Genomic DNA, 26,335 nt, shown 5'->3' with positions numbered 1-26,335 from the left:
TGACCAACGAAGTAGCCGCTAAAAGCGCTTAGACATAGAAAAATATAGACGGGTTTGCTACTTTCTGCCAACGCCTACACAGCGATAAAACTAGGGTTATAGAGCGAGGGCTTGTTGTAGATTAGGGGCGTAACGCCTTGGCGCAAGTAGTAGTGCGAAGGAGTGCGTTCGGGGTTGTACATGTAAATCTCGCCACCCGCTTCTTTTAAGATGGCATGACCCGCGGCGGTGTCCCATTCCATAGTGGGAGCGATGCGCGGGTAAAGGTGGGCTTTGCCCTCGGCGATGAGGCAGAGTTTTAGCGAACTTCCCCTTTGTTGCATTTGCACTTCTGCCACTTCTGTTTTGAGTGTGGCGATGAAACGCTTAGTCTTGGAAGAAAGGTGCGATTTACTCGCTACCACGATGCAATGGCGCGTGTCAAAAGGCGTTACATGTAAGGCTTCGCGCCCTTGTGCGGTCTCTTTAAACGCGCCTTTTCCCTCTTGCGCCCCATAAAGCACGTCCCAAACAGGGGCTTGCACCACCCCAAGCACGGGCACGCCGTGACGAATGAGGGCGATATTTACCGTAAAATCGCCCGTTTTTTTGATGAACTCTTTTGTTCCATCGATGGGGTCCACGCACCAGTATTCTCTCCACCCTTGTCGCTCCTCATAAGGCGCGGCCTTGGTCTCTTCGGAGAGGATGGGAATGTGGGGAAAACGGGCATTTAGGGCGTCACAAATGAGGGCATTGGCCAATAAGTCTGCTTCAGTGAGGGGCGAATTGTCCGCTTTGTACGTAACCGCAACTTTGCGCCCGTACACCTTCAAGACTTCCGCACCTGCTGCCTTGGCAATGCCCACAACTGCTTCTAACATAAAGGGCTGCATCCCCTGAGTGCCTCTTCTAGGGCTTTTTGATAGGTGCGCATCAATGCGTGGGTCTTTGCCTCAAAACGCGCCACAAGCACGGGCGTAGTATTGGACGCGCGCACGAGCCCCCAGCCTTCTTCAAACACCACCCGCACGCCATCCACGGTGATGATTTCTTTAATGGCAGGAAAATCACTCGGCGGGGTTTCCAAAAAGGTTTTGAGCTTCACGATGGTTTCAAACTTGGTTTCTTCGGTCGTGGGGATTTTAAGCTCTTCGGTGGTAAACATTGTGGGAAGTTTGGCCAGTTCCGCGTCCAAATCTAGGCCTTTGTAAAGCAACTCTAATGTACGTAGCATCGCGTAAATCGCATCGTCGTACCCAAAATAGCGGTCAGCAAAAAAGATATGTCCGCTCACTTCTGCGGCAATGTCGATGCCAAGCTCTTTCATTTTGACTTTGATGTTGCTGTGGCCTGTTTTGTACATGTACGCCGTGCCAATCTTAGCCACTTCGTCATACATCACTTGAGAGCATTTCACCTCGCCCAAGATTTTGGGATTTTTAAGAAGCTTGGCGTACAAAAGTGCCAACTGGTCGCCCTTGAAGTTGTTGGTTTGAGTGAGCACCGCCAAACGGTCGGCATCTCCATCAAAAGCAAAAGCGATGTCGCCGTTTTGCGTTTTAAGCAAAGCTTTGACATCGTGCAGGTTTTCTTCTTCGCTGGGGTCAGGGTGGTGATTAGGAAAGGTGCCATCGGGCTGGGCGTAAAGAATGGTGGTGTTTAGCTCCAACGCTTCGCACAGTTTTGGCACCACCACGCCCGCGGCTCCGTTGCCACAATCAATAGCAATGCGCGTTTTCATGCCCTTTAAGTGCGCAAACGCTTTGACTAAAAAATCCGTGTATAACGCAAGGGTATCTACGGTTTTACATGTAAGGTTATCAGGAATGTGTTGTGAAAACGCCATCACTTCTTGCCCAAGGGCGGTGATGTCTGCGCCAAAAAACGGGGCTTGGTTTAGGGTGATTTTGAGGCCGTTGTATTCGGGGGGATTGTGCGAACCTGTCACCATCACTGTCGCGTCTGCTTTGTGCTCATGGTCAAAAAAACCGCCAAAATAGTTACACGGCGTGGGTACAAGCCCCATGTTTAACACCTCAAGCCCTGCGTGGTTGAGGCCACTGGTAAGCCACCCTGCAATGGTAGGAGAATGCAGCCTTGCATCGTACCCTATGGCTACGGTGTTGCCAACCTTAGCAATGCGTTTGCCCAACAAAAAACCGATGGTTTTAATGCTGTGTTCGTTTAAATCTTTTTCGTAAATGCCACGAATGTCGTATTCTCTAAAAATGTGTTGCATGGGTTTCCTCAACGGTTAAGTTTATAAATCTTTGCCCACGGCGTGAGCGAAACAGGTGTAAAAAATCTTTGGTCTGGGTTTTCTAACACAAAAAGTTGCACAAAAGTAGAAGCAAACATGGGCTCATCCACCAGTAAAAACGTCTGGTACGGCTCCATGAAAATGAGCGTGAGCGCACCATCTGGGTGTAGATTTTGAGCCTCATAAGCCAACGCGCCCGCTTCGTAACGGGTTTGTATGAAACGCTTTAAAGGCACTTGCTGATCTCCAAGGTGCATGATGCCGCGCACTTTATCAAGCTTAACGCCTCCACCAAGGTGCAGCGCCTCTTTGGTATCTTGAAAACGCGATGTCATAAAAAACAAAGGCGGGCGCTTGGAAGTACCGCTCATCACATCTAGGGCGCTAAATTGGGCAACAGTTTGCATAATGGGCATCATACGATAGGGCAAGTACATGTAAACCTCATGGTTTTTAGGCGGCAGTGCCACATGGGGCAAATCGTCCAAAAACGCATTAGCGTCTTCGTAGCCGTACTCGCTCATCATCCACGCGAGGTTTGAACGGGGCAAAAGCACACGGTCGTCTTTGGGCTTGGTGCGGTTGTCTTGGCCGATGTCGTAACGCATTTGGGTATATTCGACCTCCAGGCGCGCCATAGAAGAAGCGCTTTCTTGGTCAGCGTGAAGCATAAAACTCACAGGAAAATTCACCGCCCCAGAGTGCTTCCCCCCATCAATTAAAGTGCGCATTTTGCCATAGTAACGGAGTGGGTATCCATAATCCCACCATGAAACCACGTAAGCTTCCTCGCCCGCACTCTCTCCAAGGGTTTCAAGTTGCGCCACTTCGCTCGCGTTCATGACTGTAGGTACACGGTAATTAATAACATGTGTAATGTTAGGGTATAGCGCCCCAAGTGTTGCCACGACTACCAACGCCCCGCCCATTAACGCCACACTGCGCTCTTTGGCAAAGCGCGTCGCAAACCACTCTTTGCACCACACAATCCCATACCCAAGGCCCAAAGCAGCGATAGGAACGGCGTAAATTGTAAAGCGAAGCCCGCCCACATAGGCCAAAAATCCAAGACCAAGCAGGGGAAGACCAAGGAGCATCACGAGATGTTTGCGCACCAAAAGCAGGTACCCAAGAAGCGACACGACAAAGGTCGCTACATGCCCGCTAATGCGCACTGCAAAGGTTTCAAAGGGGATATGCCCTGCCTCGCGCACCGTTTGCATGACACTAAAAAAATGCAAAATGATTTCATCTTCATAACTTGCAGTGCTAGCGCGAAACACATACCCTTGCAGTTGCTTCCAAACAGGACCAAGCCCGCCCGTGGCAAAAAACAGCACAAGCACCACGCCAAGTAGGGTCACAGAGTGCCGTTTTAAGGTTTCAACACGCTGGAGTCCAAAAAGCACAAATACGCCAACCAAGCGAACCACATCAGGCAAGCCCATCATGGCGATGAGCATCATGGCAAGGAGTTGGTAGTTGTAGGTGTTTTTGCGCTCATATACAAGCACATACAGCAAAACCAATCCAAAAAAAGCAAATTCAAGGGAGTAGCTTTGCGGGTACCACCACCGGTAGGCCACCATTTCAAGGCCTGTGATGAGCAGATATTTGGCTTCCTTGGTTTGCAGGGCAAGGGCCAGCGACCATACCAAAAGCATGGGAAACACGATGTTGAGCATGTCTGTGTCGTAGTAGCCCGCCATCGTGCGGTTGTAGTAACTCACCCCAATACTTGCCACCAATGCCCCAATAAACGCAGCGCCTCGTTCATTGAGATGGTTTCCTAGCAACAAGATGGGCACCACCACCAAGGAGCCAAGCACGGCGGGCATATAGAAAATAATAGTTTCAAAGGAAAAAGGCAATACAAAGGCAAAAAGAGCGGTAAGTTGAGCAAGCGCGGTGTGAGTAGGAGAAAAAATACCCGCCTCCCCGCGCAATAAATCCCGCGCACCCTCGGCAAAATAGTAGCCGTCGTTGGTATTAATCATAAACATACCGTTGTGGTACACGCTTTCTATGCCATTAAATTGGTACACCCAAATGAGGCGCACCGCGATACTAAAGGCAAACGCAAGGGCGATGAACACCCATAGCGGAAGCGCGTTTAAACGGCTCATAGCGCGCCTATTTGGTGGTATTCAAACCCGTATTTTTGCATTTTACTTTTGGTAAACTGATTGCGTCCGTCAAAGAAAATAGGATTTTTGAGGCGTTGTTTCATCTCGACAAAATCAGGGCTTCGAAACTCTTGCCATTCGGTCACGAGTACCAATGCGTCCGCACCATCAAGGGCGTCGTATTTGCTCTTGACATAGTGTACATGTAAGGCCTCTTTGAGGTAGTGTTTTTGGGCTTCTTCCATGGCTTTGGGATCATACGCCACCACTTTTGCCCCGCGCTCACCTAGCAAACGAATAAGCGTCAACGAAGCGGCTTCACGCATGTCGTCGGTTTCGGGTTTAAAGGCAAGGCCCCACAGCGCAAAGGTCAGCCCGTGCAAATCTTCCCCAAAACGGGCAACGATTTTTTGCACCAAAAGGGTTTTTTGGTCCGCATTCACCGCTTCGACGGACTCCAAAATGCGCGGCGTGTAGCCGTAATCTTTGGCGGTTTTTACCAGCGCTTGCACGTCTTTGGGGAAACAGCTCCCGCCGTACCCGCACCCTGGATAGATAAAACTGTACCCGATGCGACTGTCTGAACCGATGCCATTGCGCACTTGGTTCACGTCCGCTCCCACGCGCTCACAAATGTTGGCTATTTCGTTCATGAAGCTGATTTTTGTGGCTAGCATGGCGTTGGCGGCGTATTTGGTCATCTCGGCACTTTTGATGTCCATGGCAATAAACCTGTCGTGGTGCAACATAAAAGGGGTGTAGAGTTCTTTAAGCACTTCCAGGGCTTCAGGCGCGTCTGTGCCCACCACCACGCGGTCGGGCTTCATGAAGTCTTTAATAGCAGCACCCTCTTTTAAAAATTCGGGATTAGAGGCCACATAAAAAGGCACAGCAAGACCGCGTTTATCTAGCGCCTCGGCGATGCGTTGGCGCACTTTGTCGGCTGTTCCCACCGGCACCGTGGACTTGGTCACGACCACCAAAGGGTGCTCCATGTGTTCGCCAATGCCCTGAGCAACAGCCAACACGTAGCGTAAATCCGCACTACCATCCTCGCCCATGGGTGTTCCCACGGCGATGAAAACCGCCTGTGCGCCCTGCAAGGATTCAGGTAAGCGGGTTGAAAACACCAAAGAACCTTTTTGGGCGTTTTGCTTCACCATCTCTTCGAGTCCGGGTTCGTAGATGGGGATAATGCCCTCTTTAAGCTTGGCGATTTTAGCCTCATCCACATCCACGCACGTCACAGCGTTGCCCATTTGGGCGAAGCATGTTCCCGTTACCAATCCTACATACCCTGTTCCGATGACACTAATTTTCATGTATTTTTTTCTCCCATGCTAATGCTGTTTTGCAAATGTGCTCCAAGTCGTCGTATTGAGGCTTCCACCCCATGCGCGTTTTGATTTTTGTGTTGTTGGCCACCAGTACTGCGGGGTCACCCTCGCGCCTTGGGGCTCCTTTGACCTGAAAATCTACCCCACTCACGCGCTTCATGGCTTCCACCACTTCGCGCACGCTAAAGCCATGTCCGTACCCCACGTTAAAAGTGTCGCTCGGGTGCGTTTTGAGGTATTCAAGCGCCTTTAAATGAGCATCTGCCAAATCTTCCACGTGGATATAATCGCGCTCGCACGTGCCATCTTTCGTGGGGTAGTCCGTTCCAAACACCGCCAACGCATCGCGCGCACCAAGGACTGTTTGTGCCGCGACTTTAATAAGATGGGTTGCATCAGGAAAAGACTGACCAATGCTTCCGTCTCCCGCTACTCCAGCCACATTAAAATAACGTAAAATCACATGCTTGAATGCAGGATGAGCATTCGAAGCATCCCTCAGTACTGTTTCACTCATGAGCTTGCTTCTACCATAGGGATTAATAGGCGCAAGCAAAACGGTCTCATCAACAGGGTTTGTCGCAGGCTCCCCATATACCGCTGCAGTTGAGGAAAAGACAAAGCGTTTGACCCCAAAGTTTACACACAGTTCGATGAGCCCCGTGGTTTTGGCGGTGTTGTTTTTGTAGTATTTTAGAGGGTTTTGAACTGATTCTGGCACCACGATAGACGCGGCAAAATGCAGCACGTCCGTGACTCCAAAACGTTCGATGAGCATTTCGAGCATTTCAAGGTTTTCAAGGTCAATCTTGGCAAAATGAAAATCCCGAATCTCCAAAAGCGTATCGATGCACGCTTGGTTGCCAGTGGAGAGATTGTCCACCACGACGACGTTTTCCTCGGTTTTCTCCAACAACTGTTTGAGCACATGGGAACCAATGTAACCCGCACCGCCGGTGAGTAAGATAGCCATTAGCGCTCACTCCTTACATGTAAGAACACAGGAAAGCGTGGCAATCCTGAATTTGTGGTGCCATAGAACTTGTATGTTACTGTAGCGCCAAGAGGAGGTGGTGTGCGGCGGTCGGCATTTTTAAGACCTGAGCCAATGCGAAACTGTGTGCCGTTTTCATCTTTACATGTAAAGGCACCTAGCAAGCCTTCAAGCTTCCCTTTGCCTTCATGGTGTGCCACTACTTCGCACTCGGCGTCTTCGTAGCGCTTGACCTTCAGGGCCAAGGGTGAACGACTGGTTAAATACCCGACATTAGGGTCGCGCACCACCACGCCCTCGCCCCCTTGGTCTTCCACGGAGGCTAAAAAACCTTCCAAAGAGGAGGTATCTTCACACACATGCTGGGGAATCACACGAACAAAAGGCGTGGGAATGCGTTTGAGGTAATCTTCCAAAACACTCAAACGTTGTGCCAATCCACCCTGCCCGTCTGGCACGTCAAACACATGAAAAGCAAGCTTTCTCCACCCCTCGTGGGGTGTAAGTTGCGCCGTGATAGAGGCAATCTCTTCAAACGCCCCGCGCCCACTCCACAGTTCACCATCAAGGGCAAAAGGTGGAAAATCTTCGGTAAACCACGCGGGTGCGGCAAAAAGGTTGCCGTTGCGTGAATAGAGCGCCGTCCCATCCCAATAAGCCCGCACGCCATCGAGTTTTTCGCTCATGAGCCACCCTGAAACGTTATGGTCACGGTAAGTTTCAAGAAGCATGAGGACGGGTTTTTGCGCCCAAAGGGAAAGGGAGAGAAAAAGCAGTAACGCCCAAATTCTCACAACTTCACTCCAAAAAATTGCGCGTACCACTCCACAAAACGGTCAATACCTTCTTGGATGGGCATGGCGGGTTGGTAGTTCAAATCCTCCACCAAATCGCTCACGTCCGCATAGGTGGCAGGCACGTCGCCTGGTTGCAAAGGCATGAGGTTTTTCTGGATAGGCTTGCCAAGCTTTCGCTCAATAGCTTCGATAAAATCCATCAATTTCACGGGCGCATTGTTGCCGATGTTGTAGATTTTATAGGGAGCAAAAGAGCGTGAGGGGTCTTGGTGGTTCCATGTGGGATTAGGCGAAGGTGGGTTGTCGATGACCCGCACTACGCCCTCAACAATATCATCCACATACGTAAAATCCCGCTGCATGTTGCCGTGGTTAAACACGTCGATGGGCTTACCCTCAAGTGCCGCTTTGACAAACAAAAAGAGCGCCATATCAGGTCGTCCCCACGGGCCATAGACCGTGAAAAACCGAAGCCCCGTGGTCGCGATGCCAAAAAGATGGCTGTAGGTGTGTGCCATGAGTTCGTTGGATTTTTTGCTCGCTGCGTAGAGGCTGATGGGGTGGTCGACGTTGTCTTTGGTGGAAAAAGGAAGGCTTTCATTGAGTCCGTACACCGAACTGCTGGAGGCGTAGGAGAGGTTGTTCACGCCGTGATGGCGACAGCATTCTAGGATGTTTAAAAACCCGATGATGTTGCTGGTCATGTACGCGTCGGGATTGGTGAGCGAATAGCGCACGCCCGCTTGGGCAGCAAGGTTACAGACGGCATCAAATTTTTCGGTGGCAAAAAGGGCTTGCAAGGTTTCTTTGTCTTCGAGGTTTGCTTGAATGAAACGGTAGTTGGCGTGTTTGGTGCTTTGGGTGAGGGTGTTTGGTGTGATAGCTTCTTGGTCAATGCCTGCCTCTTTTAAGCGACCGTATTTGACCCGCACATCGTAGTAATCATTAACAGAATCAAGCCCGACCACCTCATCCCCTCTAGCAAGAAGTCGGTTTGCCAAATGAAAACCGATGAAGCCCGCGGTACCTGTAACTAAAATGCGCATGTTTTTCCTTTAATGTGTTGCTACTTTCTCAAGCGCTTTAGCGATGGCTTCTTGAAACACAGGGGTGTACTCTTTGTCTTTGGCAAGTTTTGCGCCCATGGTTTCAAGGGCAAGGGCATAATCCTTACATGTAAGGTTTCCTCTGAGCAGTTCGTATTTTAAATAGAGCCAATACGTATTGAGCACATCGCTTTCGCAGTAGGTTTTGATTTTTTCCAATTCCCCTGCATAGTAGAGCCCCATCACTTGGTCTCCGCTGACGTCGTACTTGCCTGGCATCCCTGCCATGGCGCACACGTGGTCAAGTTTGAGCCCCCGCGCGGCCCCAAAGTCACTGATGTGGTCCATTAAATCCACATGAAAACGGTCGCTAAAGCGCGCGCGGTAATGTTCCCATTTGTTTTTATTGTGCTCTTTGCTCTCGGTGTCAAAGTACGCAGGGCAGGAGAGATTGTACGCAAGGGCACGCACCATGAGCATGGGCATGTCAAAACTGCGTCCGTTAAAGCTCACGAGCTTGGGATTGTGGCGGTCAATAAACTGCAAAAAGGCTTTAAGCAAGGCTTCTTCCGTGTCACCTTCCATGCTATTAACCCGCAAAAACATCCCAAAATCATCGGTGATTACCGCCGAAATCGCCACGACTTTATGAAAAACGATAGGCAAAAACCCACTGCCCGTTTTGGCCTCTTGGGCCTCTACAGCTTCTCTCGCCACCACCTCATCGCTCCCCTCAAGGCCATAAATACGGCACAACAACGCGCTATCAGGAATGGTTTCGCAGTCAAAGATACAAATCATGCTTCCTCCTCAAATTCCAAAGCGCTCAGAATACGCAGCAACCTAAAGGCACTTTTGGAGTCTTGGTCTAGCACCTTTTGCATCAGTGACGTATGGGCCAGCCATGTCAACACTCCAAAACTTTGGGCTAGGGTTTTTATGCGCTTCGCCATGCCGTTTTTGGTACGCGCCTCATAAGAGTGTATCAGCTTCGCATAATCCGCTTCAACCCCGTGTTTTGAAAGAGAAAACAGAAATAAAAACAGGTCACGAAAATGCAAATCTGCCAAAGAGATAGACGCGTCAAAAGCCTCTTCAAAGTCCAATGCAAAAACCTTATCCTCTTTACATGTAAAGTTTTTAATCTGTGCCCCACCGTGGAATTCTCCCTTTACATGTAAGGCTACCAACACTTCAATCACCTTCTCCAAAAGTCCTGAGACATCGGTGATTTCATGGTTTCTTATGGCGTTAAGCACGCTTGGGCCTTGGTCTTCTAGGATAAAAAAATCACTGCACTGGGCGACCACGTGTGGCACGTTTACCTCTTTTTGTGCCAAACGGACAAGCTTTTCTGCCTCATGCGTAAGGGCTTGGGAGGGGCCTTGAGAGAGAGATGGCACAAGCAAAGGGTGTTTACACAGGCCATAAGCCAAATGATGAACAGCCCTTGAGCCCGTTTTACGCGCACGCTTTACCCAGTACTTCTTTTGCTCATGCATCAAACTTAAAACACCCCACGTAGGGTTTGCAACCAAGGCTTCCTTTGCGGCTTGTTCAATCGGCGTCATGGGCCAGTTTTCCTGCAAGACGGCGGTATTCTTTGGAGTGTTCTAGCAAATAGGCCTCATTGCCCATGTCTACAATCTTTCCACGGCGCAACACGGCGATTTTATCGGCTTGTTTAATAGTACTAAGGCGGTGGGCGATGATGATAGTGATGCGGTCTTTACTCACCGCTTCAATGGCTTCGGTGATTTTTTGCTCACTTTTGGAATCTAGCGCACTAGTAGCTTCATCAAAAATCAAAATCTGTGGGTCCACATACAGCGCCCTTGCAATAGCGATGCGCTGGCGTTGTCCGCCAGAGAGGTTGGTGCCATGCTCATCCAAAACCACTTCCACGCCACCCATCTCTTCCACAAAATCCAGTGCGTTGGCTTGGCGCAAACACGCCTCAACATGCGCCAAATCAATCTCTTTGCCATAGGCCACATTAGCAGCGATGGTGTCGTTAAAAATGTAAACCCGCTGGGTGACGATAGAAACCCCGCCGCGCAACTGCTCCAACCCCACATCACGCAGCGGGGTTTTGTCTAAGTAAATCCCACCAAAACTGGGGTCAAAAAAGCGCACAATGAGGTTTACAATAGAGCTTTTTCCCCCTCCACTATCCCCCACAAGGGCCAATTTTTCACCCTTTTTTACCTCAAAACTCACGCCATTGAGGGCCGTTTTGTCCCCATAGTGCAACACCACCTCTTCAAAACGCAAGGTTTGCACAGGGGGCATGGGGAGGTTTTTTTCAGAAACAATGGCTGGCTTTTGGTCAAAAATATACAAAATCCGCTCACTGGCCGCGATGGCATCTTGCACTGCGTTGTACAAATCCGAAATGCGACGAATAGGCGTATAAAGCATAAAAAGTGCCGTCAAAAAGGAAAAGAAACTCCCTACGGTCATTTGTCCTTCGATGACCTCGCGTCCGCCTATCATGATGACCGTTGCTACCCCAATGGCTCCCGCCACTTCCATCAAGGGGCCTGAGAGTTCAGAGGTTTTGACCGACTTCATGTTGAGCTTAAAAAACTGCATGTTTTCTTTGGCAAAAATCTGGTGTTCGTGTTTTTCGGCTGCGTGGGCCTTGATAATCTCAATATTGGTGAAAATCTCTGAAAGTTTAGAGGTAATGTCGGAAGTTTTTTCCTGAGAATGGTGGGAGAGTTTTTTGAGTTTTTTGGCAATGAGGCGCAAGGGAATGATGATGAGCGGAATGATGATGAGCGCAAAAAAGGAGAGTTTTGGACTTTGGTAAATCACCACCCCAAAAAGCCCAAGGGCCGTAAGCCCCTGCCGACCCATCTCAGGAATAAGGGTCGAGACAATACTGCGAATGCGCTCCACATCGTTGACGTTACGGCTAATGAGCTCTCCCGAACGCAACCGGTGAAAAAAAACGATGTCTAAATGCAACATGGTTTCAAGCAGTTTATCGCGCACCTTGCGGATAATGTCTTGGCCAATGAGTGCCGAGTAGTACACCTGAATGTACTTCCCGCCGCCTTTTAGGAGGTACACCCCGATGATGGCGTAAGGCAATAAGTAGAGCAAATCGATGTCTTTTTTAACAAAAATCTCATCCAACACAGGCTTAACGAGGTAGGCAGAAGAGGAGGCGCCGATGGCTGAGAGCACCATGCCCAAAATGGCCAATAAAAAATAGGGGATATACCCTTTAAAATAAGGGAGAACTAGCCGACGAAGCACCATCCGAATGTCTTTCACACCCATCCTTTGAACTGTTTAGGGCATTGTACTTTGTCGTTGCTGTGCAGTTAATAAAAATATACTAAAATGGCACTTAACTTTACGGATACTTTTACGTTCCTTAAAGTCCCCCATTGTTATAATCTCCCCCTAATAAACACCAAAGGACTTTTCGTGCCCACCACCCAAACATTTGAAAACAAAACCATCCTCATCACTGGAGGGGCTGGGTTTATCGGCAGTAACCTTGCTTTTTATTTTCAAGAACACCACCCCAAGGCGACGGTGATTGTCTTTGACACCTTTCGCAACGAAGAGCGCTTTAGCAACGGCAACCTCAAAAGCTTTGGCCATTTTAAAAACCTCCTTGGCTTCAAAGGCAAAATCCTTCAAGGGGACATCACTAAAGATTTAGGTCTCCTAGACTCCCTAGACATCGACTTTATCTTTCACCAAGCCGCCATTTCCGATACCACCGTGATGGATCAGGGCATCATGATGCAAACCAACGTCAACGCCTTTGAAGACCTCCTTGGCCTCACCTTGCGCAAAAACGCCGTCATGGTCTACGCCTCTTCGGCTGCCACCTACGGCAATGCCCCAAGTCCCCAAACAGTAGGCTATGAGGCCCCTGAAAATGTCTATGGTTTTAGTAAGCTTGCCATGGACAACCTCGCCCGTCTTTGGGCTGCTAAAACCGACTCAACCATCGTGGGACTGCGCTATTTTAACGTTTATGGGCCACGGGAATTTTACAAGCAAAAAACCGCCTCCATGGTGGTGCAACTGGGCCATCAAATCCTTAGCGGTAAGGCCCCGCGTCTTTTTTACGGCTCAGATGCTATCGTGCGGGATTTTATCTACGTAGACGATGTTATTCAGGCTAATATCCTTGCTGCTACCGCAGGCAAGAGCGGGGTGTACAATGTGGGCACGGGCAAGCCTCGCAGCTTTCAAGACATCGCTGATATTTTGCAACAAGAACTAGGCACGAATCTGGGCACAGACTATTTCCAAAACCCCTACAGCGCCTACCAAACCCACACCGAGGCCGATATTTCCCTTACATGTAAAGACTTAGGCTATGCGCCTCGTTTCACCCTAGAAGAAGGCATCCGCGCCTATGTCCCCCACATCAAACGGTTGTTTGAAACGGAGGTCAAAGGTGCATAGACTCCACGGACGCACCCCAACCCTTTTGGTGGTGGGAGATTTGATGCTAGACCATTACCTCTGGGGGGCGTGCGAGCGCATCTCTCCCGAAGCACCCGTGCAAGTGGTGGACATCAAAAACGAAACCACTGTCCTTGGTGGGGCGGGTAATGTGCTTTCCAATCTTGCTAGTCTTGGGGCCAAAGTGCATGTGGCCAGCGTCATTGGCAACGACGAAAACGGCAATGCGTTAGTAGAAAAACTGCGCACCTTAAGCATCGGCCACCAAAGCCTCGTGCGCCAAGTTGGGCGAAAAACCAGCAAAAAAAGCCGCGTCATGGCAAGCCATCAGCAAGTGGTGCGCTTTGACGCAGAATCCAAAGAGCCCATCACTTCCCAAAGCGAAGAAGCGCTTTTAGCCCACGTGCAAGCTCTTTTGGGCTCGGTGGACGCGCTGTTGCTCTCAGACTATGGCAAGGGTGTTTTGACTCCCACTCTCACCCAGCGCCTCATCACCCTCTCAAACGCGCAGGGCATCCCTTGCCTTGTAGACCCCAAAGGCAAAGACTACAGCAAATACCACGGCGCTACCCTCATCACCCCCAACCGCGCCGAAGCTTCTTTGGCCACCAACATCAGCATCACCGATGACGCGTCGCTTTTGAGTGCGGGCATGAAGCTTAAAAATGACCTTGACTTAACCTACGCCATCATCACCCTCTCTGAGGATGGGATGGCCATTTTTGGCGACACGGTAGAAAAAATCCCCACCGTTGCCCGCGAAGTGTACGATGTCACAGGGGCAGGCGACACGGTGCTTGCTAGCCTTGGTTTCGCTCTGGCATGCAACATGAACATCAAAGAGGCGGCACTGTTTGCCACTTCTGCCGCAGCCGTAGTGGTAGGAAAACTAGGAAGCGCAACCACAACGCTAGAAGAAATCATCCAGTATGAACGCTCTTTAACCCTCCCTTCACTCCCTGAAAAAATCCTCACCGCCCAAGCGCTCAAACCGCTCTTAAGTGCCTACAAAGAAGGGTCGGTTGTCTTCACCAACGGGTGCTTTGACATCCTTCACGCAGGCCACGTGCGCTACTTGGAAAAAGCTAAAAGCTTTGGAAGCGTACTTGTGGTGGGGCTCAACTCGGACGCATCCGTCAAACGCCTTAAAGGGGAAAAACGTCCCATCAACCCCCAAGACGACCGCGCTTTTGTACTCTCAGGACTAAGTTCGGTGGACTATGTGGTGGTGTTTGACGAAGACACACCTTACCAGCTCATCCAAGAACTTTTACCTGATATTTTGGTCAAAGGGGCGGATTATGAGGGCAAAGAGGTGGTGGGAAGCGACCTTGTCAAAGAAGTGCGCCTTGTGGAGTTTTTAGAAGGGCGCAGCACAACGCAGATACTTAAAAAGGCACAACAATGAAAACGATGATTGCACAGGAAATGGCCGACCACCAAGCCGTCCTAGAAGCTACGATGCAAACCCTCCCAAGCGCCATCGAAGAAGCCGCGACACTGATGGTGGAGGCCTTAAAACAAGGCAATAAAGTCCTCTTTTTTGGCAACGGAGGGAGCGCAGCAGACGCGCAACACTGGGCCGCGGAACTCAGTGGGCGTTACAAGATAGAGCGCGGTGGACTTGCAGGTATTGCGCTTACTACCGACACGTCCGCCCTTACTGCCATTGGCAATGACTACGGGTTTGAGGTTATTTTTTCCCGCCAAGTCGAAGCCCTTGGACGCGCGGGCGACGTGCTCGTGGGCATCTCCACTAGCGGCAACAGCCCTAATGTCTTGCGCGCCTTTGAAAAAGGCAAAAGTCTGGGGTGTAAAAACATTGGTTTTAGCGGTAGAGACGGGGGCAAAATGGCCGCCTTGTGCGATGTAAACCTCATCGTCCCCTCCAGCAACACCCCTCGCATCCAAGAGATGCACGCCCTCATCGGACACATCTTGTGCCAAGCGGTCGATGACGCCTACGCGCCCAAAGACTAACATGCGCACCTGCCGTTTTGAACTCTCGCCCGCTTACGCCCACTTGGAAGAGTTTTGTAAAAACATTGAAAAAGAATTTGCCCAAAGCAACACCACCATTCACCGTGCGCGCAATGAGCTAAAAACCTTACATGTAAAGGGTGAAGCACTGGTGGTAAAGTCTTTTAAAGTACCCAAAGGCGTGCAAAAATGGGTTTATAGCTTTTGGAAAAACAGCAAGGCCAAAACTTCCTATCTCAATGGGCTTTTTTTACAAGAAAAAGGCATCTGCACACCCCAACCCATCGGATATGTGGAGTTTTATGAAGGGAAAATCCTCAAAGAGAGTTATTTTATCGCCCAAGAGTGGACGTATGACTTTACCATTAGAGAACCGCTCTTAGAAGAGAATTTTCCAGACAAAGAGGCCATTTTTAAAGCTTTCGCCCATCTTGTGCACACCTTGCACACGCACCACATCACCCACAAAGACCTCTCTCCTGGCAATGTGCTCATTCGCCGCGAGGGACTGAAAATGTGCGTGGTAGACATCAACCGCATGGGCTTTTCCCCTTTAAGTACCTCCCAAAAACTGGCCAATTTTTCAAAACTTTGGGCAAAAGACGCGGACTTAAAAACTATTATTTCCCATTATGCGACCTTGGCTGGGCTTGACCCAACACAAGCATGCGCTACCGCCCTTGCCGCCTCCCATCGCCTAAAAGCTAAAATCAACTTCAAGAAACGTTTGCGAGGAGTAACGGTTGTTGATTAATATCATGTACCACCACGCCAACAGCGATGCGTGTAGCAACCCTCTGGCGATGCTCGAACAGCATCTTGCTTACGTATCCAAGCATTTCACATCGGTTTTTCCGGGGGAGTCTTTAGAAAAACCCAGCGTGTGCTTGACCTTTGATGATGGGTACAGTGATTTTTATTTTTTGATTTTTCCTCTGCTGCAACGCTACAACCTCAAAGCCCTCCTTGCCGTGCCGAGTGCTTATCTGCTTGAAACCTGCGCCCTTTCACCCAAAGAACGCATGGGCTACAAGCATGATGAGCTCTTTGCCAACTGGGAAAAAGGGACATTTTGCAGTGTAGAAGAGTTAAAAACCATGCTGCAAAGCGGTCTTGTGCGCATCGCTTCCCACGGCCACACCCACACCAACCTTCTGGAAGCTGGCGTTGACCTTGACCAAGAACTTCTAGGCTCCAAACGCCTCCTTGAAGAGCGCCTTAACACTTCCATAGAGAGCTTTGTTTTTCCCTACGGCAAGCACTCTCCCGCACTTGTCGCCCAAGCCAAAGCCCACTATCCTTATGTTTTTCGCATCGGTAACGCTATTCACAAGGATTTTTCAGGCATCCATGGGGTAAATTACCGCGTGGATGGGGATAACCTCAAGGCACCAGACGCACTGTTCGCATGGCTGCGCCTTTTACAATACCGCTTCAAAGGCTGGATGAAAGGAATGTCCCGTGGCTAAGGTTTCTGTGGCGATGATTGTCAAAAACGGAGCCCACACCTTCAAGCGCTCCTTGGAAAGTTTGAAAGATTTTGATGATGTGGTGGTGTACGACAATGGCTCTACCGATGGGAGTGTTGCTATCGCTTCCAGTTTTGCCAATGTGCGGGTTTTTGAAGGAGAGTTTCTAGGCTTTGGGCCCACCAAAAATGCTGCAGCAGCACACACGCGCCACGACTGGGTACTCATCCTAGACGCGGACGAAGTGGTAGATGAATCTCTTTCTTGCGCCCTAAAAACGGCCTCTCTTGAACACAACACCCTCTACCTCATCCGTTTTCGCGCCTTTTACAAAGAGCGTGAGATTCGCCATTGCGGCTGGAATAACCAAAAAATCCGCCGCCTTTACAACAAAACCGTAACGTGTTTTAATGACAATTTTGTTCATGAAAACCTAAAGGATGAGGGTTTACATGTAAGGCTTTTCGAGCACGGCCACATTTTGCATTACAGCTACCATAGCCTCAGCGACTTCATCATCAAGGCCGACCGCTACTCTTCCCTATACGCCGCCAACAATGTCGGCAAGAAAAAATCCAGCCCCGCCAAGGCGTTTTTCAACGGACTCTACTCTTTCGTGCGCACCTATGTGCTAAAGCGCGGCTTTTTGGATGGCTGGGCGGGGCTTGTCATCGCTTTTTCGCACATGGTCACCAACTTTTTTAAATACATGAAGCTTTATGAGGCCAACAAAGAGGCAGGATTTCAGTGAAGCTTCTCATCACTAGACACGATAAAATCGGTGATTTTATCACTGCTTTGCCTTTGGCTAAAGCCATCAAAACCCAGTATCCCGCTACCCACATCACCTTGCTTGTAGCGCCCATCAACGCCCAGTTTGCGCGCACGCTTCCGTGGGTGGATGGAGTAATCGTGTATGAAAAAAAAGGGTTTTGGTCTCTCGTGCGCACCTTGCGCCGTGAAAAATTTAACGCCTCCATTAGCTGTTTTATCACCACGCGCCTAGGATGGCTACTTTTTCTAAGCAATATCGGCGTGCGCATTGCCCCAGCCACCAAGCTAGCGCAGTTTTTTTTCAACCGCCGCATTACCCAGCGCCGTAGCCATGTGGCGATGACCGAATGGCAATACAACCTTGAGCTTGGCATGGGGCTTTTTCCTGATTTCAACCCAACCTTTTCTCTCCCACTCCTAACCTACGAAGCCCCCGCCAATCCGCAGGAAAAAAAGGTGGTCTTTCACCCAGGAAGCGGAGGTAGCACCGATGGAAATTTGCCTCTTCTTGAATATATGCACCTTGCCCGCCTTGCTAGCACACTACCCAACACAAAAGTTTTTTTTACCTTTGGACCAGACGATGCTGCCTTAAAAGAAGAAGTGGAAAAGCTGTTGGATTTTCCCGCCACAGTGTTGCCACGTTTTGACACCTTGGAAGAGTTTTGCCGCTTTTTAAGCACCTGTGCGCTGTTTGTGAGCACTTCCACCGGCCCCATGCACCTAGCAGGCGCGGTGAACATACCCACCCTCTCCTTTTTTGGAAGCTCCACCTTTGCTTCTAGCAAACGCTGGGCGCCCGTTAACGACCCCCGCAAACAGCACAATTTCATGCTAGAAGCAGACTACTCGCTTGCGCCCATTGAGGTAGCACTCCAAGAGGCCCTTGCATGAAACCCCCATTTTTTTGGGATGCCTACTCGGACCAGCCCGCAGTCTTAAAAGACAAAGCCTACAAAAACACCATGCGCCGTGCCCAGTGGAAAGAGCATCTTAAAACCTTTGGCACAGCACTCTTTGTCTTGCCGCTTGCCCTGTGCGCCATGCCTTTTTTCAAACCCAAAAAACCCTTTGAACTTGGGTTGTGCGTCAACCTTGACAAAGGCGAGGAACAAGTGGCGCTTGTGGAAGAATTGGGCGTGAAACAGTTGCTTTGCCGTTTTCCCCTGTGGGAAATGGAGCGTCTGGACGACTACGTGGCGTTTATCAAAAGCTTTGGAGCAGATAAAACCTTTACGGTGTGCGTGCTTCAAGACCGCGAACACATCGAAAACCCCTCCCTCGCCGCTTTACATGTAAAGCGGGTTTTTGAAGCGCTCTCCCCTTTTGCAAAGGAGTTTCAAGTGGGCAATGCCATCAACCGCGCCAAATGGGGTTTTTTTAGCGTGGGCGAATATTTGCGGTTTTTTGCATGTGTCCAAGAGGTGCGCGACACCCACTTCCCCCACCTTAAACTCATTGGGCCCTCCGTCATCGACTTTGAATACCACTACACCGCGCGGGCCCTCTTTCATGGGTTTAACACCCGCTTTGACGCGCACACGGCACTCTTGTACGTGGACCGTCGGGGCGCACCCCACAACAAACAGTTGGGTTTTGACACGAAAGCAAAAATCGCCTTTTTGTATGCCCTTGCGAAACTTAGCCCCAAAAGTAGCGATGACCTTTACATCACCGAGGTCAATTGGCCTCTCTCCAACACCGCACCTTACGCCCCCACCAGCGAAAAAGAGTGTGTGGATGAGGCCACCTACGCCCGTCACCTAGAGGCGTACATCACCACCGCCAAAGACAGCGGCAAGGTGCGCAAACTCTTTTGGCACCAGCTCATCGCTCCGGGCTACGGACTGGTGGACAACCGCGAAGGAATACGGAAAATGCCAGGATTTTACGCGTTTAAAAAACTTCTTGAAAGCAACCCATGAGACTCTTTATCGAAGTGCCCGTGTGGCTAGGGGATACTATCATGGCAAGCGTGGCGGTGGAAAATGTCATGGCTCATTTTAAGGGTGCGGAAGTAGTAGTCTTTGGCTCAAAAGTTGCCACGGAAGTGTACAAAGCGCACCCTAGCGTGAGCGCTGTGGTGGTGGATGAGAGCAAAAAAAGCGCTAACCGCTGGAAGTGGCTCTACTACACCGCCAAAGCCTTGGGGAAATTTGACCTAGCTATCTCCTTTCGCAGGCAGTGGAGCACACGCTTTTTACTGTGGTGCATTCGGGCAAAACGCAAAGCGCGCTACCGCCGCCTTAACAAAGAAAGCATGCACCAAGTCAAGCGTTACAACGACTTTGCTGCCCATGTTTTAGGTGTGGAATTGCCCCTTGGGGATTTGGTCTTGCCCTTTGCGCCCCACACCTTTGCGCGCCCCACCCTAGGACTCAATCCCGGCGCGACCTACGGAAGTGCCAAGCGCTGGTACCCTGAGGAATTTGCCAAAGTAGCCATCGCTCTTAGCCACACCCACGACATCGTTATTTTTGGGGGCCCAAACGAAGAGGACATCGCAGGAGAGATTGAAACCCTGCTCCATGAAGCCAAGGTCACCAACGTCCAAAACCTCGCAGGAAAGACCACCATTGCGCAACTGTGCGCCTATATCGGCGGGCTAGAGTGGTTTATCACCAACGACAGCGGCCCTTTACATGTAAGCGCAGCCTACAAGGTAAACACCGTCGCCATCTTTGGCCCCACCATCAACACCGAAACCCACGGCTGGCACAACCCTAATGAGCGCATCGTTAAGTTAAACCTGCCTTGCCAACCTTGCATGAAGCGAGTGTGTCCACTGGGGCACCATGGGTGCATGAGGGGAGTGAAGGCTAAGGATGTTTTAGATAAAATGGCACTTTTAGCATAAAGGGGAAGTATGTCGTTTTGGATCATTGTCGCAAACCGTTTGGAAAAATTCCTAGGGACCGTGGTAAAAACCCTCGCCTATCCCTTTCATACTCTTTTTCCAAAAAAGCGCTTCACTATTCCTTTGCATGCTAAACCTTTGCTTGCTTCAAAGGAGACAAGCAGCATCCCTAAAATCATCTGGCAGACCAATTATACTAACTGCGTTAGCCTTCCTGTGTATGTTAATTACCTCTTTAACCGTCTCATGGGCTACGATTTTGAATACCGCTATGTAAGTACCGAAGAGCGACTTGAATTTATCAAAAAAAATGCCCCACAAAGGTATATTGATGCCTTTGAACAACTCGCCGATGGGGCAGCTCAAGCTGATTTTTGGCGTCTTTTTGTGCTCAATCACACTGGCGGCGTATACATGGATATCGATGCTCACGTCGTGTGGCCTTTGTCAAAGATTATCCAACCCGATGATAAAGAGATTATTCTTATGACAAAACATCGTTATAGTAATTATTTCATCGCCACTGCACCCAACAATCCACACCTTGCAAAAACACTAGAGATTATCGTAGAAAATATAGAGAGAAAAGATGTCAGTGGAGGTGTGTATAACCTCACGGGCCCAAACGCCCTCAATAAGGCCATAGGCAATGCCGCAGTAAACCATCGCCACACTAAAATAACCTGTATTCAGGGCAGTTTTACCAACGAGTACTTCCAATACATCGACAAGCCAAGAGGCAAATGGACATACAAAAAGCAAGAGGAACTTTTAAAACAAGGGGATTTAAAATGAAAGGCATCATCCTAGCGGGCGGCAGTGGTACGAGACTCTACCCCATCACCAAAGGCGTCAGTAAACAACTCGTCCCCATCTATGACAAACCGATGATTTATTATCCGCTTTCTGTGTTGATGCTAGCAGGCATTAAAGAGGTGCTCATCATCTCCACGCCCCACGACCTTCCGCGCTTTGAGGAGCTTTTGGGAGATGGCTCCACTATTGGGATGGCGTTTTCTTATGTGGCCCAGCCCAGTCCCGATGGCCTCGCCCAAGCGTTTATCTTAGGTGAGGCATTTTTAGATGGCGATGATGCATGTTTAGTTTTGGGGGATAATATTTTCTACGGTCATGGTCTCACCCATCTTTTGGCCCAAAGTGTTAAAAATGTTGAGCAAGAAAAAAAAGCGACTGTTTTTGGCTACTACGTCAAAGACCCAGAGCGCTACGGGGTTGCCGCCTTTGACACCAAGGGAAATGTGGTTTCCATCGAGGAAAAACCCAAAGAGCCAAAATCAAATTACGCCGTGGTCGGACTCTATTTTTACCCTAACGATGTGGTTAAAAAAGCCAAAGAAGTACGGCCAAGTGCGCGCGGAGAACTAGAGATCACCACGCTTAATGAAATGTATCTAGGCGAGCAACGCCTAAAGGTCGAACTCATGGGGCGCGGTTACGCATGGCTAGACACAGGCACCCACGAGAGCCTTTTGGAAGCAAGCCAATTCATCCAAACCATCGAAAACCGTCAAGCGTTAAAGGTGGCTTGTATTGAAGAGATAGCCTATGAGATGGGCTATATCTCTAAAGAACAACTCCTCGTCCTTGCAGAGCCTTTGTGCAAAAACCAATACGGCCAATACCTCCTTGAACGCGCCAACCATCCGCGAAGGACACGCTAATATGGAATTTGTACGCACCGCTATCCCTGATGTCATCCTCATCAAACCCCGCATTCACGGTGATCATCGGGGTTATTTTGTTGAAACCTACAGACAAGACAAACTAGAAGCGTTCCTAGGGCATAGCCTCTCTTTTTGCCAAGACAACGAAAGCAAGTCAAGCAAGAGCGTTCTTCGCGGTCTTCATTATCAGCTTCCTCCTTTTGCCCAAACCAAACTAGTACGGGTTATTCAAGGAAGTGTGCTTGATGTTGCCCTAGATATTCGCCAAGGCAGCCCCACTTTTGGAAAGCATGTAGCCGTACAATTAAGTGCGCAAAACAAACACCAACTGTTCGTCCCCCGTGGCTTCGCCCACGGGTTTGTGGTGCTAGAGGATGACACTATCTTTGCCTACAAGGTAGATAACTATTACGCTCCAGAGCATGACCGTGGCATTGCCTATGACGATGGTGATTTAAAGATTGATTGGCGCCTTCCCAAAGAAAGCCTCATTCTCTCGTCCAAAGACACCCAGCAGCCTCGTTTTAAAAACAATGTTTCACTCTTTCAATATGGAGTCCATTATTATGGCTAAGATTCTCGTCACAGGAGCTAATGGACAGCTAGGAAGTGAAATCAAAGCCCTGCATGGCGAGTATTCCCACTATGATTTTCTCTTTACATGTAAAGAAGATTTAGACATCACAAACCAAGAGGCCATCACTTCTACATGTAAGGCCCATGAAATAACCCACATCATCAATTGTGCCGCCTACACCGCCGTAGATAAGGCCGAAAGCGAACCAGAAAAAGCCGATGCTATTAACCACCAAGGCGTACGCAATCTTGCCCTTACATGTAAAGCATTAAATATAAGCCTAATCCACGTCTCGACCGACTACGTCTTTGATGGAAAGCATTACAAGCCCTACACGCCCCAAGATGCGCCAAACCCTCAAACGGCCTATGGCCAAACCAAGCAAGCAGGAGAAAAGGCTTTGCTAGAAGCGGAACTAAAAAACAGCATCATTCTTCGCACCTCATGGGTTTATTCATCCTTTGGCAACAATTTTGTCAAAACCATGTTGCGCCTTGGCAAGGAACGGGAAAGTCTTGGTGTGGTGTGTGACCAAGTGGGCGCGCCCACTTGCGCCAAAGATTTAGCTAAAGCAACACTAGACATCATTCCCCATATTCAAACCCCATCACCCCGTATTTACCACTATGCCAACGAAGGCGTGGTAAGCTGGTTCGATTTTGCCAAAGAGATTATGCGCATGGCAAAACTCCCCTGTAAGATTCACCCCATTGCAACAGAAGACTACCCCACCCCTGCCAAGCGACCGCACTATTCCGTGTTAAACAAAAATGCCCTCAAGTGCGACTTTGGCATCGACATCCCCTACTGGAAAGACAGTTTAGATGCTTGTTTAACCAAACTCGGAGAAAGACGCTAATGAAACACCTCCTCCTCACCGGCACCGCCGGTTTTATCGGTTCCAACTTTGTGCCTTACTTCTTAGACACCCACCCTGATTATAAACTCATCAGCCTTGATGCCCTTACCTATGCGGGCACCATAGACAATCTCAAAGAGGTCGCCAACCACCCCCGCCATGTCTTTGTAGAAGGTGACATCACTTCACGCTCTTTAGTGCAACACCTTTTTGAAACCTACACCATCGAAGGGGTCATCCACTTTGCCGCTGAGTCTCATGTGGACAACTCCATCAAAAACCCTGGCGTGTTCATCGAAACTAATGTCAACGGCACCTTTACTCTGCTGGATGTAGCCTACAAGTTTTGGATGGAAAAACCCTTTACATGTAAAGCAGGTTTTGAACATGCACGCTTTCATCACATCTCTACCGATGAAGTGTATGGAACACTAGGCGAAACAGGCCTTTTCACCGAATCCACTCCTTACGCGCCAAACTCCCCCTATAGTGCCAGCAAGGCTTCAAGCGACATGATAGTGCGTAGCTACCACCACACCTATGGACTCAACACGGTCATTACCAACTGTTCCAACAACTACGGCCCCAAACAGCACGATGAAAAACTCATCCCCACCATTATCCGTAATGCCCTAGAAAGAAACCCCATCCCCATTTACGGAGACGGTAAAAACGTCAGAGATTGGCTTTATGTGCTGGATCATTGCAAGGGCATCGACTTGGCTTTCCATAAAGGCAGGGCAGGAGAGACCTATAACATCGGCGGAAGAAATGAGCGAACGAATTTGCAGATTGTTGATAGAATTTGTACGCTCTTGGATGAAAAAGCTCCTAGAGAAAAAAGCTACAAAGAGCTCATCACCTTTGTCGAAGACCGCGCAGGACACGACAGACGCTATGCTATTGACGCCACCAAGATTGAAAATGAGCTTGGTTGGAAGGCGGATGAGGATTTTGAGAGTGGAGTGGAGAAGACTATTGAATGGTACCTCAAACACTACGCAACAAGGGTTAAGTAAATGACACCCAAATGCTCCATCATCATCTCTGTTTACAAAGATACCCAAAGTTTGGATTTGATTTTTCAAAGTCTAGCTCGTCAAACACGCACCCCAGATGAAGTTATCATCTCCGAAGATGGCAATGCACCCCAGATGAAAGATTTTGTAGAGCAAGCGCAAAGAACTTACCCAACACTCAAGATGCTTCATCTTTCTCAAGAGGATTTAGGGTGGAGGAAAAATATTGCCCTCAACCGCGCTATCCTCGCTTCTGCCCACGAGTATCTCATTTTCATCGATGGGGACTGTGTGCCTTTTGATGATTTTATAGAGAATCATCTACTTCAAGCAAAACAAGGAATTGTGCTTTGTGGAAAAAGAGTTGAACTTGGTCCAAAAATAACAAAAAAAATCTATGAAAGAAAACTCAAAAGTGATTATTTGACTAAAAATTATATTTTATTTCTTCCGCAGCTAATAGCAGATAAAACAAGACATTTAGAAGATATATTTCACATTCATTGCAAGTCATATTTGGCAAAATTTTTAAAAAGAAGGGTCAGATACATAATCGGGTGCAATTGGTCGGCTTTTAAAGATGATATTTTGACGATTAATGGTTTTGATGAAACATATAAAAATCCTTCTGTTGGCGAAGACATTGACCTAGGTTGGCGTTTTCGTGGACTTGGCATCGAACTGGTTTCTTGTAAATTTAACGCAAATTTAATTCATTTGTACCACAAAAAACGGTTCAACAGTGACATTATGAAAATTAATGATGAAATTTTAATGGCAAATTTCAAGCTAAACAAATTTTTTTGCAGTAATGGTATATGCAAACAATGAAAAATTTAAAACTAAAAGATAAATATTATTTTGAAAAATTACTAGAATATTATGAAGATTTTGATAAAAATTGGCTCAACTTTAATATGTTTATATTTTTATCAAAACACAAAAACATATTTTTCAAAATAACAAGCAAAAACAAAACTATTGCTTGCATAAAAGAGTCATTCGGTGGTAAACTTTATAAAATGGTTCCTTTCATATGACGAATATTGACATATCATTCATCACCATAAATTACAACTCATCGAATCTAACAATATCTTTAGTTGATAGCATAATTAAACAAACCTCAAAAGATATAAAATATGAAATTATTATTATTGACAATGCCTCAAGCGTAGATGATTTTAAAAATCTAAAAGACAAACTAAAAAATATAGAAGTCATAATAATAAGAAACAGAGTCAACAGCGGATTTGCATCTGGTAATATGCTGGGGGTAAACTATGCATCTGGTAATTATTATTTTTTTATAAACAATGATTGCATATTTATAAACGATACCGCAAGCATAATAATGGATTATGCTGGTAAAAATAATAAAATAGCCATACTAACTGCTTCCATCATTGATACCAATAACAATTCGTCATCAACGCATAAACTTTTCCCATCCATAATAAAAGAATTGCTCGGAAATAACATAGCAAGAAAGCTAAAAAACATGCCCAGCAATAAACAGACACTAACTAGTGCTACATCAGTGGAGGTAGTAAGCGGATCTTGTATGTTTTTTAGAGCTGATATATTTTGTGAAATTGGCGGATTTGATACTACATTTTTTTTATACTGCGAAGAAGAAGATATATGCAAAAGAGCACTAAATCATGGTTATAAAATAGTTGTTTTACCCCAAGCAAAAATCTATCATAAGTCTGGCGGTAGCACACAAAAATGTTTTCAAATAAAACTGGAGTACTATATTTCATACAATATATTGCTAAATAAACACTTTTCATTATTTTCTAGATCAATTTTGCTTATAGCATTGTATGTCAAGCTGTTTAGGCGTTGCTTTAGAGGCAAGGATGATTTAAAAATGTTTTTATCTGCATTAAGAAAATTCTCAACAAAACATAGCCTAAGGCATTCACAAAGGATAATATGTGACGCCAAATAAGAGCATATTATTATACTCGTCGATAAAATATTTCACAAGAATCACAGTTGCATTTTTCTTCATATTGCATCTATATCACTCTAAAAAATTTGGAGGAGTTCAGGGGTTGGTCAATAGAAAAATTATAATCTCGAATCAAGCTATAAACAAATTTTTTTGCAATAATGGTGTTGTTA

At 48.0% G+C, this 26,335-nt stretch carries 26 protein-coding genes; 16 read left to right on the top strand and 10 right to left on the bottom strand.

From position 1 onward, the window contains the following. Positions 1-74: 74 nt before the first annotated feature. From cysQ to AC5SLM_RS12145, 10 genes are read right to left on the bottom strand one after another with little or no spacing between them, the layout of a single operon-like run. Positions 75-863 carry a 3'(2'),5'-bisphosphate nucleotidase CysQ gene (gene cysQ / locus AC5SLM_RS12190; protein WP_495251239.1) on the bottom strand — a complete coding sequence of 263 codons (789 nt, stop codon included), beginning with the start codon at positions 861-863 and terminating at the stop codon, positions 75-77. Beyond that, positions 857-2,221 carry a phosphomannomutase/phosphoglucomutase gene (locus AC5SLM_RS12185; protein WP_495251238.1) on the bottom strand — a complete coding sequence of 455 codons (1,365 nt, stop codon included), beginning with the start codon at positions 2,219-2,221 and terminating at the stop codon, positions 857-859. The genes cysQ and AC5SLM_RS12185 overlap by 7 nt, the downstream gene beginning before the upstream one ends. A gap of 8 nt (positions 2,222-2,229) precedes the next feature. Then, positions 2,230-4,368 carry an STT3 domain-containing protein gene (locus AC5SLM_RS12180; protein WP_495251237.1) on the bottom strand — a complete coding sequence of 713 codons (2,139 nt, stop codon included), beginning with the start codon at positions 4,366-4,368 and terminating at the stop codon, positions 2,230-2,232. Then, on the bottom strand, positions 4,365-5,690 hold the full coding sequence (locus tag AC5SLM_RS12175; protein WP_495251236.1) for a UDP-glucose dehydrogenase family protein: 1,326 nt from the start codon (positions 5,688-5,690) through the stop codon (positions 4,365-4,367). The genes AC5SLM_RS12180 and AC5SLM_RS12175 overlap by 4 nt, the downstream gene beginning before the upstream one ends. Next, positions 5,680-6,678: a UDP-glucose 4-epimerase GalE gene (galE, locus tag AC5SLM_RS12170; protein ID WP_495251235.1), complete on the bottom strand. Its 999-nt coding sequence runs from the start codon at positions 6,676-6,678 to the stop codon at positions 5,680-5,682. The genes AC5SLM_RS12175 and galE overlap by 11 nt, the downstream gene beginning before the upstream one ends. Then, entirely contained in the window at positions 6,678-7,493 is an 816-nt protein-coding gene (locus tag AC5SLM_RS12165) for a DNA ligase (RefSeq protein WP_495251234.1), read from the bottom strand. The genes galE and AC5SLM_RS12165 overlap by 1 nt, the downstream gene beginning before the upstream one ends. Then, a complete protein-coding gene (locus AC5SLM_RS12160) occupies positions 7,490-8,542 on the bottom strand; it encodes an NAD-dependent epimerase (protein ID WP_495251233.1) in 1,053 nt (350 codons plus the stop codon). The genes AC5SLM_RS12165 and AC5SLM_RS12160 overlap by 4 nt, the downstream gene beginning before the upstream one ends. 9 nt (positions 8,543-8,551) lie before the next feature. Next, positions 8,552-9,343 (bottom strand): 3'-5' exonuclease, encoded by a 792-nt coding sequence (locus AC5SLM_RS12155; protein WP_495251232.1) that lies wholly within the window; start codon positions 9,341-9,343, stop codon positions 8,552-8,554. After that, complete coding sequence (locus AC5SLM_RS12150; RefSeq protein WP_495251231.1) at positions 9,340-10,113, bottom strand: BUD32 family EKC/KEOPS complex subunit; 774 nt, start codon at positions 10,111-10,113, stop codon at positions 9,340-9,342. The genes AC5SLM_RS12155 and AC5SLM_RS12150 overlap by 4 nt, the downstream gene beginning before the upstream one ends. Next, complete coding sequence (locus AC5SLM_RS12145; RefSeq protein ID WP_495251230.1) at positions 10,100-11,833, bottom strand: ABC transporter ATP-binding protein; 1,734 nt, start codon at positions 11,831-11,833, stop codon at positions 10,100-10,102. The genes AC5SLM_RS12150 and AC5SLM_RS12145 overlap by 14 nt, the downstream gene beginning before the upstream one ends. A gap of 150 nt (positions 11,834-11,983) precedes the next feature. On the opposite strand from AC5SLM_RS12145, the gene rfaD reads away from it, so the two are divergent. From rfaD to AC5SLM_RS12065, 16 genes are all read left to right on the top strand, one after another. Next, the gene (gene rfaD / locus AC5SLM_RS12140) at positions 11,984-12,982 is read left to right on the top strand and encodes an ADP-glyceromanno-heptose 6-epimerase (protein ID WP_495251229.1); all 999 of its coding nucleotides are present in this window, start codon (positions 11,984-11,986) and stop codon (positions 12,980-12,982) included. After that, complete coding sequence (gene rfaE1 / locus AC5SLM_RS12135) at positions 12,975-14,390, top strand: D-glycero-beta-D-manno-heptose-7-phosphate kinase (RefSeq protein ID WP_495251228.1); 1,416 nt, start codon at positions 12,975-12,977, stop codon at positions 14,388-14,390. The genes rfaD and rfaE1 overlap by 8 nt, the downstream gene beginning before the upstream one ends. Next, the gene (gene gmhA, locus AC5SLM_RS12130; protein WP_495251227.1) at positions 14,387-14,962 is read left to right on the top strand and encodes a D-sedoheptulose 7-phosphate isomerase; all 576 of its coding nucleotides are present in this window, start codon (positions 14,387-14,389) and stop codon (positions 14,960-14,962) included. Before rfaE1 ends, gmhA begins: the two co-directional genes overlap by 4 nt. Before the next feature lies 1 nt (position 14,963). Then, positions 14,964-15,716, top strand: coding sequence for a lipopolysaccharide kinase InaA family protein (locus AC5SLM_RS12125; protein ID WP_495251226.1), 753 nt, complete (start codon positions 14,964-14,966; stop codon positions 15,714-15,716). Then, the gene (locus AC5SLM_RS12120; protein WP_495251225.1) at positions 15,706-16,431 is read left to right on the top strand and encodes a polysaccharide deacetylase family protein; all 726 of its coding nucleotides are present in this window, start codon (positions 15,706-15,708) and stop codon (positions 16,429-16,431) included. Before AC5SLM_RS12125 ends, AC5SLM_RS12120 begins: the two co-directional genes overlap by 11 nt. Continuing rightward, positions 16,424-17,182, top strand: a complete 759-nt coding sequence (locus tag AC5SLM_RS12115; RefSeq protein WP_495251224.1) for a glycosyltransferase family 2 protein — start codon at positions 16,424-16,426, stop codon at positions 17,180-17,182. Before AC5SLM_RS12120 ends, AC5SLM_RS12115 begins: the two co-directional genes overlap by 8 nt. Next, positions 17,179-18,099 (top strand): glycosyltransferase family 9 protein, encoded by a 921-nt coding sequence (locus tag AC5SLM_RS12110; RefSeq protein WP_495251223.1) that lies wholly within the window; start codon positions 17,179-17,181, stop codon positions 18,097-18,099. The genes AC5SLM_RS12115 and AC5SLM_RS12110 overlap by 4 nt, the downstream gene beginning before the upstream one ends. After that, positions 18,096-19,130, top strand: coding sequence for a hypothetical protein (locus tag AC5SLM_RS12105; RefSeq protein WP_495251222.1), 1,035 nt, complete (start codon positions 18,096-18,098; stop codon positions 19,128-19,130). Before AC5SLM_RS12110 ends, AC5SLM_RS12105 begins: the two co-directional genes overlap by 4 nt. Continuing rightward, entirely contained in the window at positions 19,127-20,062 is a 936-nt protein-coding gene (locus tag AC5SLM_RS12100) for a glycosyltransferase family 9 protein (protein WP_495251221.1), read from the top strand. The genes AC5SLM_RS12105 and AC5SLM_RS12100 overlap by 4 nt, the downstream gene beginning before the upstream one ends. A 9-nt stretch (positions 20,063-20,071) precedes the next feature. Next, positions 20,072-20,857, top strand: coding sequence for a glycosyltransferase family 32 protein (locus AC5SLM_RS12095; protein WP_495251220.1), 786 nt, complete (start codon positions 20,072-20,074; stop codon positions 20,855-20,857). Continuing rightward, positions 20,854-21,744, top strand: a complete 891-nt coding sequence (gene rfbA, locus AC5SLM_RS12090; RefSeq protein ID WP_495251219.1) for a glucose-1-phosphate thymidylyltransferase RfbA — start codon at positions 20,854-20,856, stop codon at positions 21,742-21,744. Before AC5SLM_RS12095 ends, rfbA begins: the two co-directional genes overlap by 4 nt. Position 21,745: 1 nt before the next feature. Beyond that, a complete protein-coding gene (rfbC, locus tag AC5SLM_RS12085) occupies positions 21,746-22,321 on the top strand; it encodes a dTDP-4-dehydrorhamnose 3,5-epimerase (RefSeq protein WP_495251218.1) in 576 nt (191 codons plus the stop codon). After that, positions 22,314-23,183, top strand: a complete 870-nt coding sequence (rfbD, locus tag AC5SLM_RS12080) for a dTDP-4-dehydrorhamnose reductase (RefSeq protein ID WP_495251217.1) — start codon at positions 22,314-22,316, stop codon at positions 23,181-23,183. Before rfbC ends, rfbD begins: the two co-directional genes overlap by 8 nt. Continuing rightward, on the top strand, positions 23,183-24,202 hold the full coding sequence (gene rfbB, locus AC5SLM_RS12075) for a dTDP-glucose 4,6-dehydratase (RefSeq protein WP_495251216.1): 1,020 nt from the start codon (positions 23,183-23,185) through the stop codon (positions 24,200-24,202). Before rfbD ends, rfbB begins: the two co-directional genes overlap by 1 nt. Further along, complete coding sequence (locus AC5SLM_RS12070) at positions 24,203-25,033, top strand: glycosyltransferase (RefSeq protein ID WP_495251215.1); 831 nt, start codon at positions 24,203-24,205, stop codon at positions 25,031-25,033. 205 nt (positions 25,034-25,238) lie between these two features. Then, positions 25,239-26,159 carry a glycosyltransferase family 2 protein gene (locus tag AC5SLM_RS12065; protein WP_495251214.1) on the top strand — a complete coding sequence of 307 codons (921 nt, stop codon included), beginning with the start codon at positions 25,239-25,241 and terminating at the stop codon, positions 26,157-26,159. Positions 26,160-26,335: the final 176 nt, after the last annotated feature.

The organism is Sulfurospirillum sp. HTRB-L1, assembly GCF_059415125.1.
Note: the sequence above shows the minus strand (reverse complement) of the source record. Positions and strands in the feature narration are given on the sequence as shown.

What these genes read in the sequence shown, in the direction of transcription:
- cysQ (WP_495251239.1), bottom strand. Translation starts at nt 863, where the DNA reads ATGTTAGAAGCAGTTGTGGGCATTGCCAAGGCAGCAGGTGCGGAAGTC.
- AC5SLM_RS12185 (WP_495251238.1), bottom strand. Translation starts at nt 2,221, where the DNA reads ATGCAACACATTTTTAGAGAATACGACATTCGTGGCATTTACGAAAAA.
- AC5SLM_RS12180 (WP_495251237.1), bottom strand. Translation starts at nt 4,368, where the DNA reads ATGAGCCGTTTAAACGCGCTTCCGCTATGGGTGTTCATCGCCCTTGCG.
- AC5SLM_RS12175 (WP_495251236.1), bottom strand. Translation starts at nt 5,690, where the DNA reads ATGAAAATTAGTGTCATCGGAACAGGGTATGTAGGATTGGTAACGGGA.
- galE (WP_495251235.1), bottom strand. Translation starts at nt 6,678, where the DNA reads ATGGCTATCTTACTCACCGGCGGTGCGGGTTACATTGGTTCCCATGTG.
- AC5SLM_RS12160 (WP_495251233.1), bottom strand. Translation starts at nt 8,542, where the DNA reads ATGCGCATTTTAGTTACAGGTACCGCGGGCTTCATCGGTTTTCATTTG.
- AC5SLM_RS12155 (WP_495251232.1), bottom strand. Translation starts at nt 9,343, where the DNA reads ATGATTTGTATCTTTGACTGCGAAACCATTCCTGATAGCGCGTTGTTG.
- AC5SLM_RS12150 (WP_495251231.1), bottom strand. Translation starts at nt 10,113, where the DNA reads ATGACGCCGATTGAACAAGCCGCAAAGGAAGCCTTGGTTGCAAACCCT.
- AC5SLM_RS12145 (WP_495251230.1), bottom strand. Translation starts at nt 11,833, where the DNA reads ATGGGTGTGAAAGACATTCGGATGGTGCTTCGTCGGCTAGTTCTCCCT.
- gmhA (WP_495251227.1), top strand. Translation starts at nt 14,387, where the DNA reads ATGAAAACGATGATTGCACAGGAAATGGCCGACCACCAAGCCGTCCTA.
- AC5SLM_RS12125 (WP_495251226.1), top strand. Translation starts at nt 14,964, where the DNA reads ATGCGCACCTGCCGTTTTGAACTCTCGCCCGCTTACGCCCACTTGGAA.
- AC5SLM_RS12105 (WP_495251222.1), top strand. Translation starts at nt 18,096, where the DNA reads ATGAAACCCCCATTTTTTTGGGATGCCTACTCGGACCAGCCCGCAGTC.
- AC5SLM_RS12100 (WP_495251221.1), top strand. Translation starts at nt 19,127, where the DNA reads ATGAGACTCTTTATCGAAGTGCCCGTGTGGCTAGGGGATACTATCATG.
- AC5SLM_RS12095 (WP_495251220.1), top strand. Translation starts at nt 20,072, where the DNA reads ATGTCGTTTTGGATCATTGTCGCAAACCGTTTGGAAAAATTCCTAGGG.
- rfbA (WP_495251219.1), top strand. Translation starts at nt 20,854, where the DNA reads ATGAAAGGCATCATCCTAGCGGGCGGCAGTGGTACGAGACTCTACCCC.
- rfbC (WP_495251218.1), top strand. Translation starts at nt 21,746, where the DNA reads ATGGAATTTGTACGCACCGCTATCCCTGATGTCATCCTCATCAAACCC.
- rfbD (WP_495251217.1), top strand. Translation starts at nt 22,314, where the DNA reads ATGGCTAAGATTCTCGTCACAGGAGCTAATGGACAGCTAGGAAGTGAA.
- rfbB (WP_495251216.1), top strand. Translation starts at nt 23,183, where the DNA reads ATGAAACACCTCCTCCTCACCGGCACCGCCGGTTTTATCGGTTCCAAC.
- AC5SLM_RS12070 (WP_495251215.1), top strand. Translation starts at nt 24,203, where the DNA reads ATGACACCCAAATGCTCCATCATCATCTCTGTTTACAAAGATACCCAA.
- AC5SLM_RS12065 (WP_495251214.1), top strand. Translation starts at nt 25,239, where the DNA reads ATGACGAATATTGACATATCATTCATCACCATAAATTACAACTCATCG.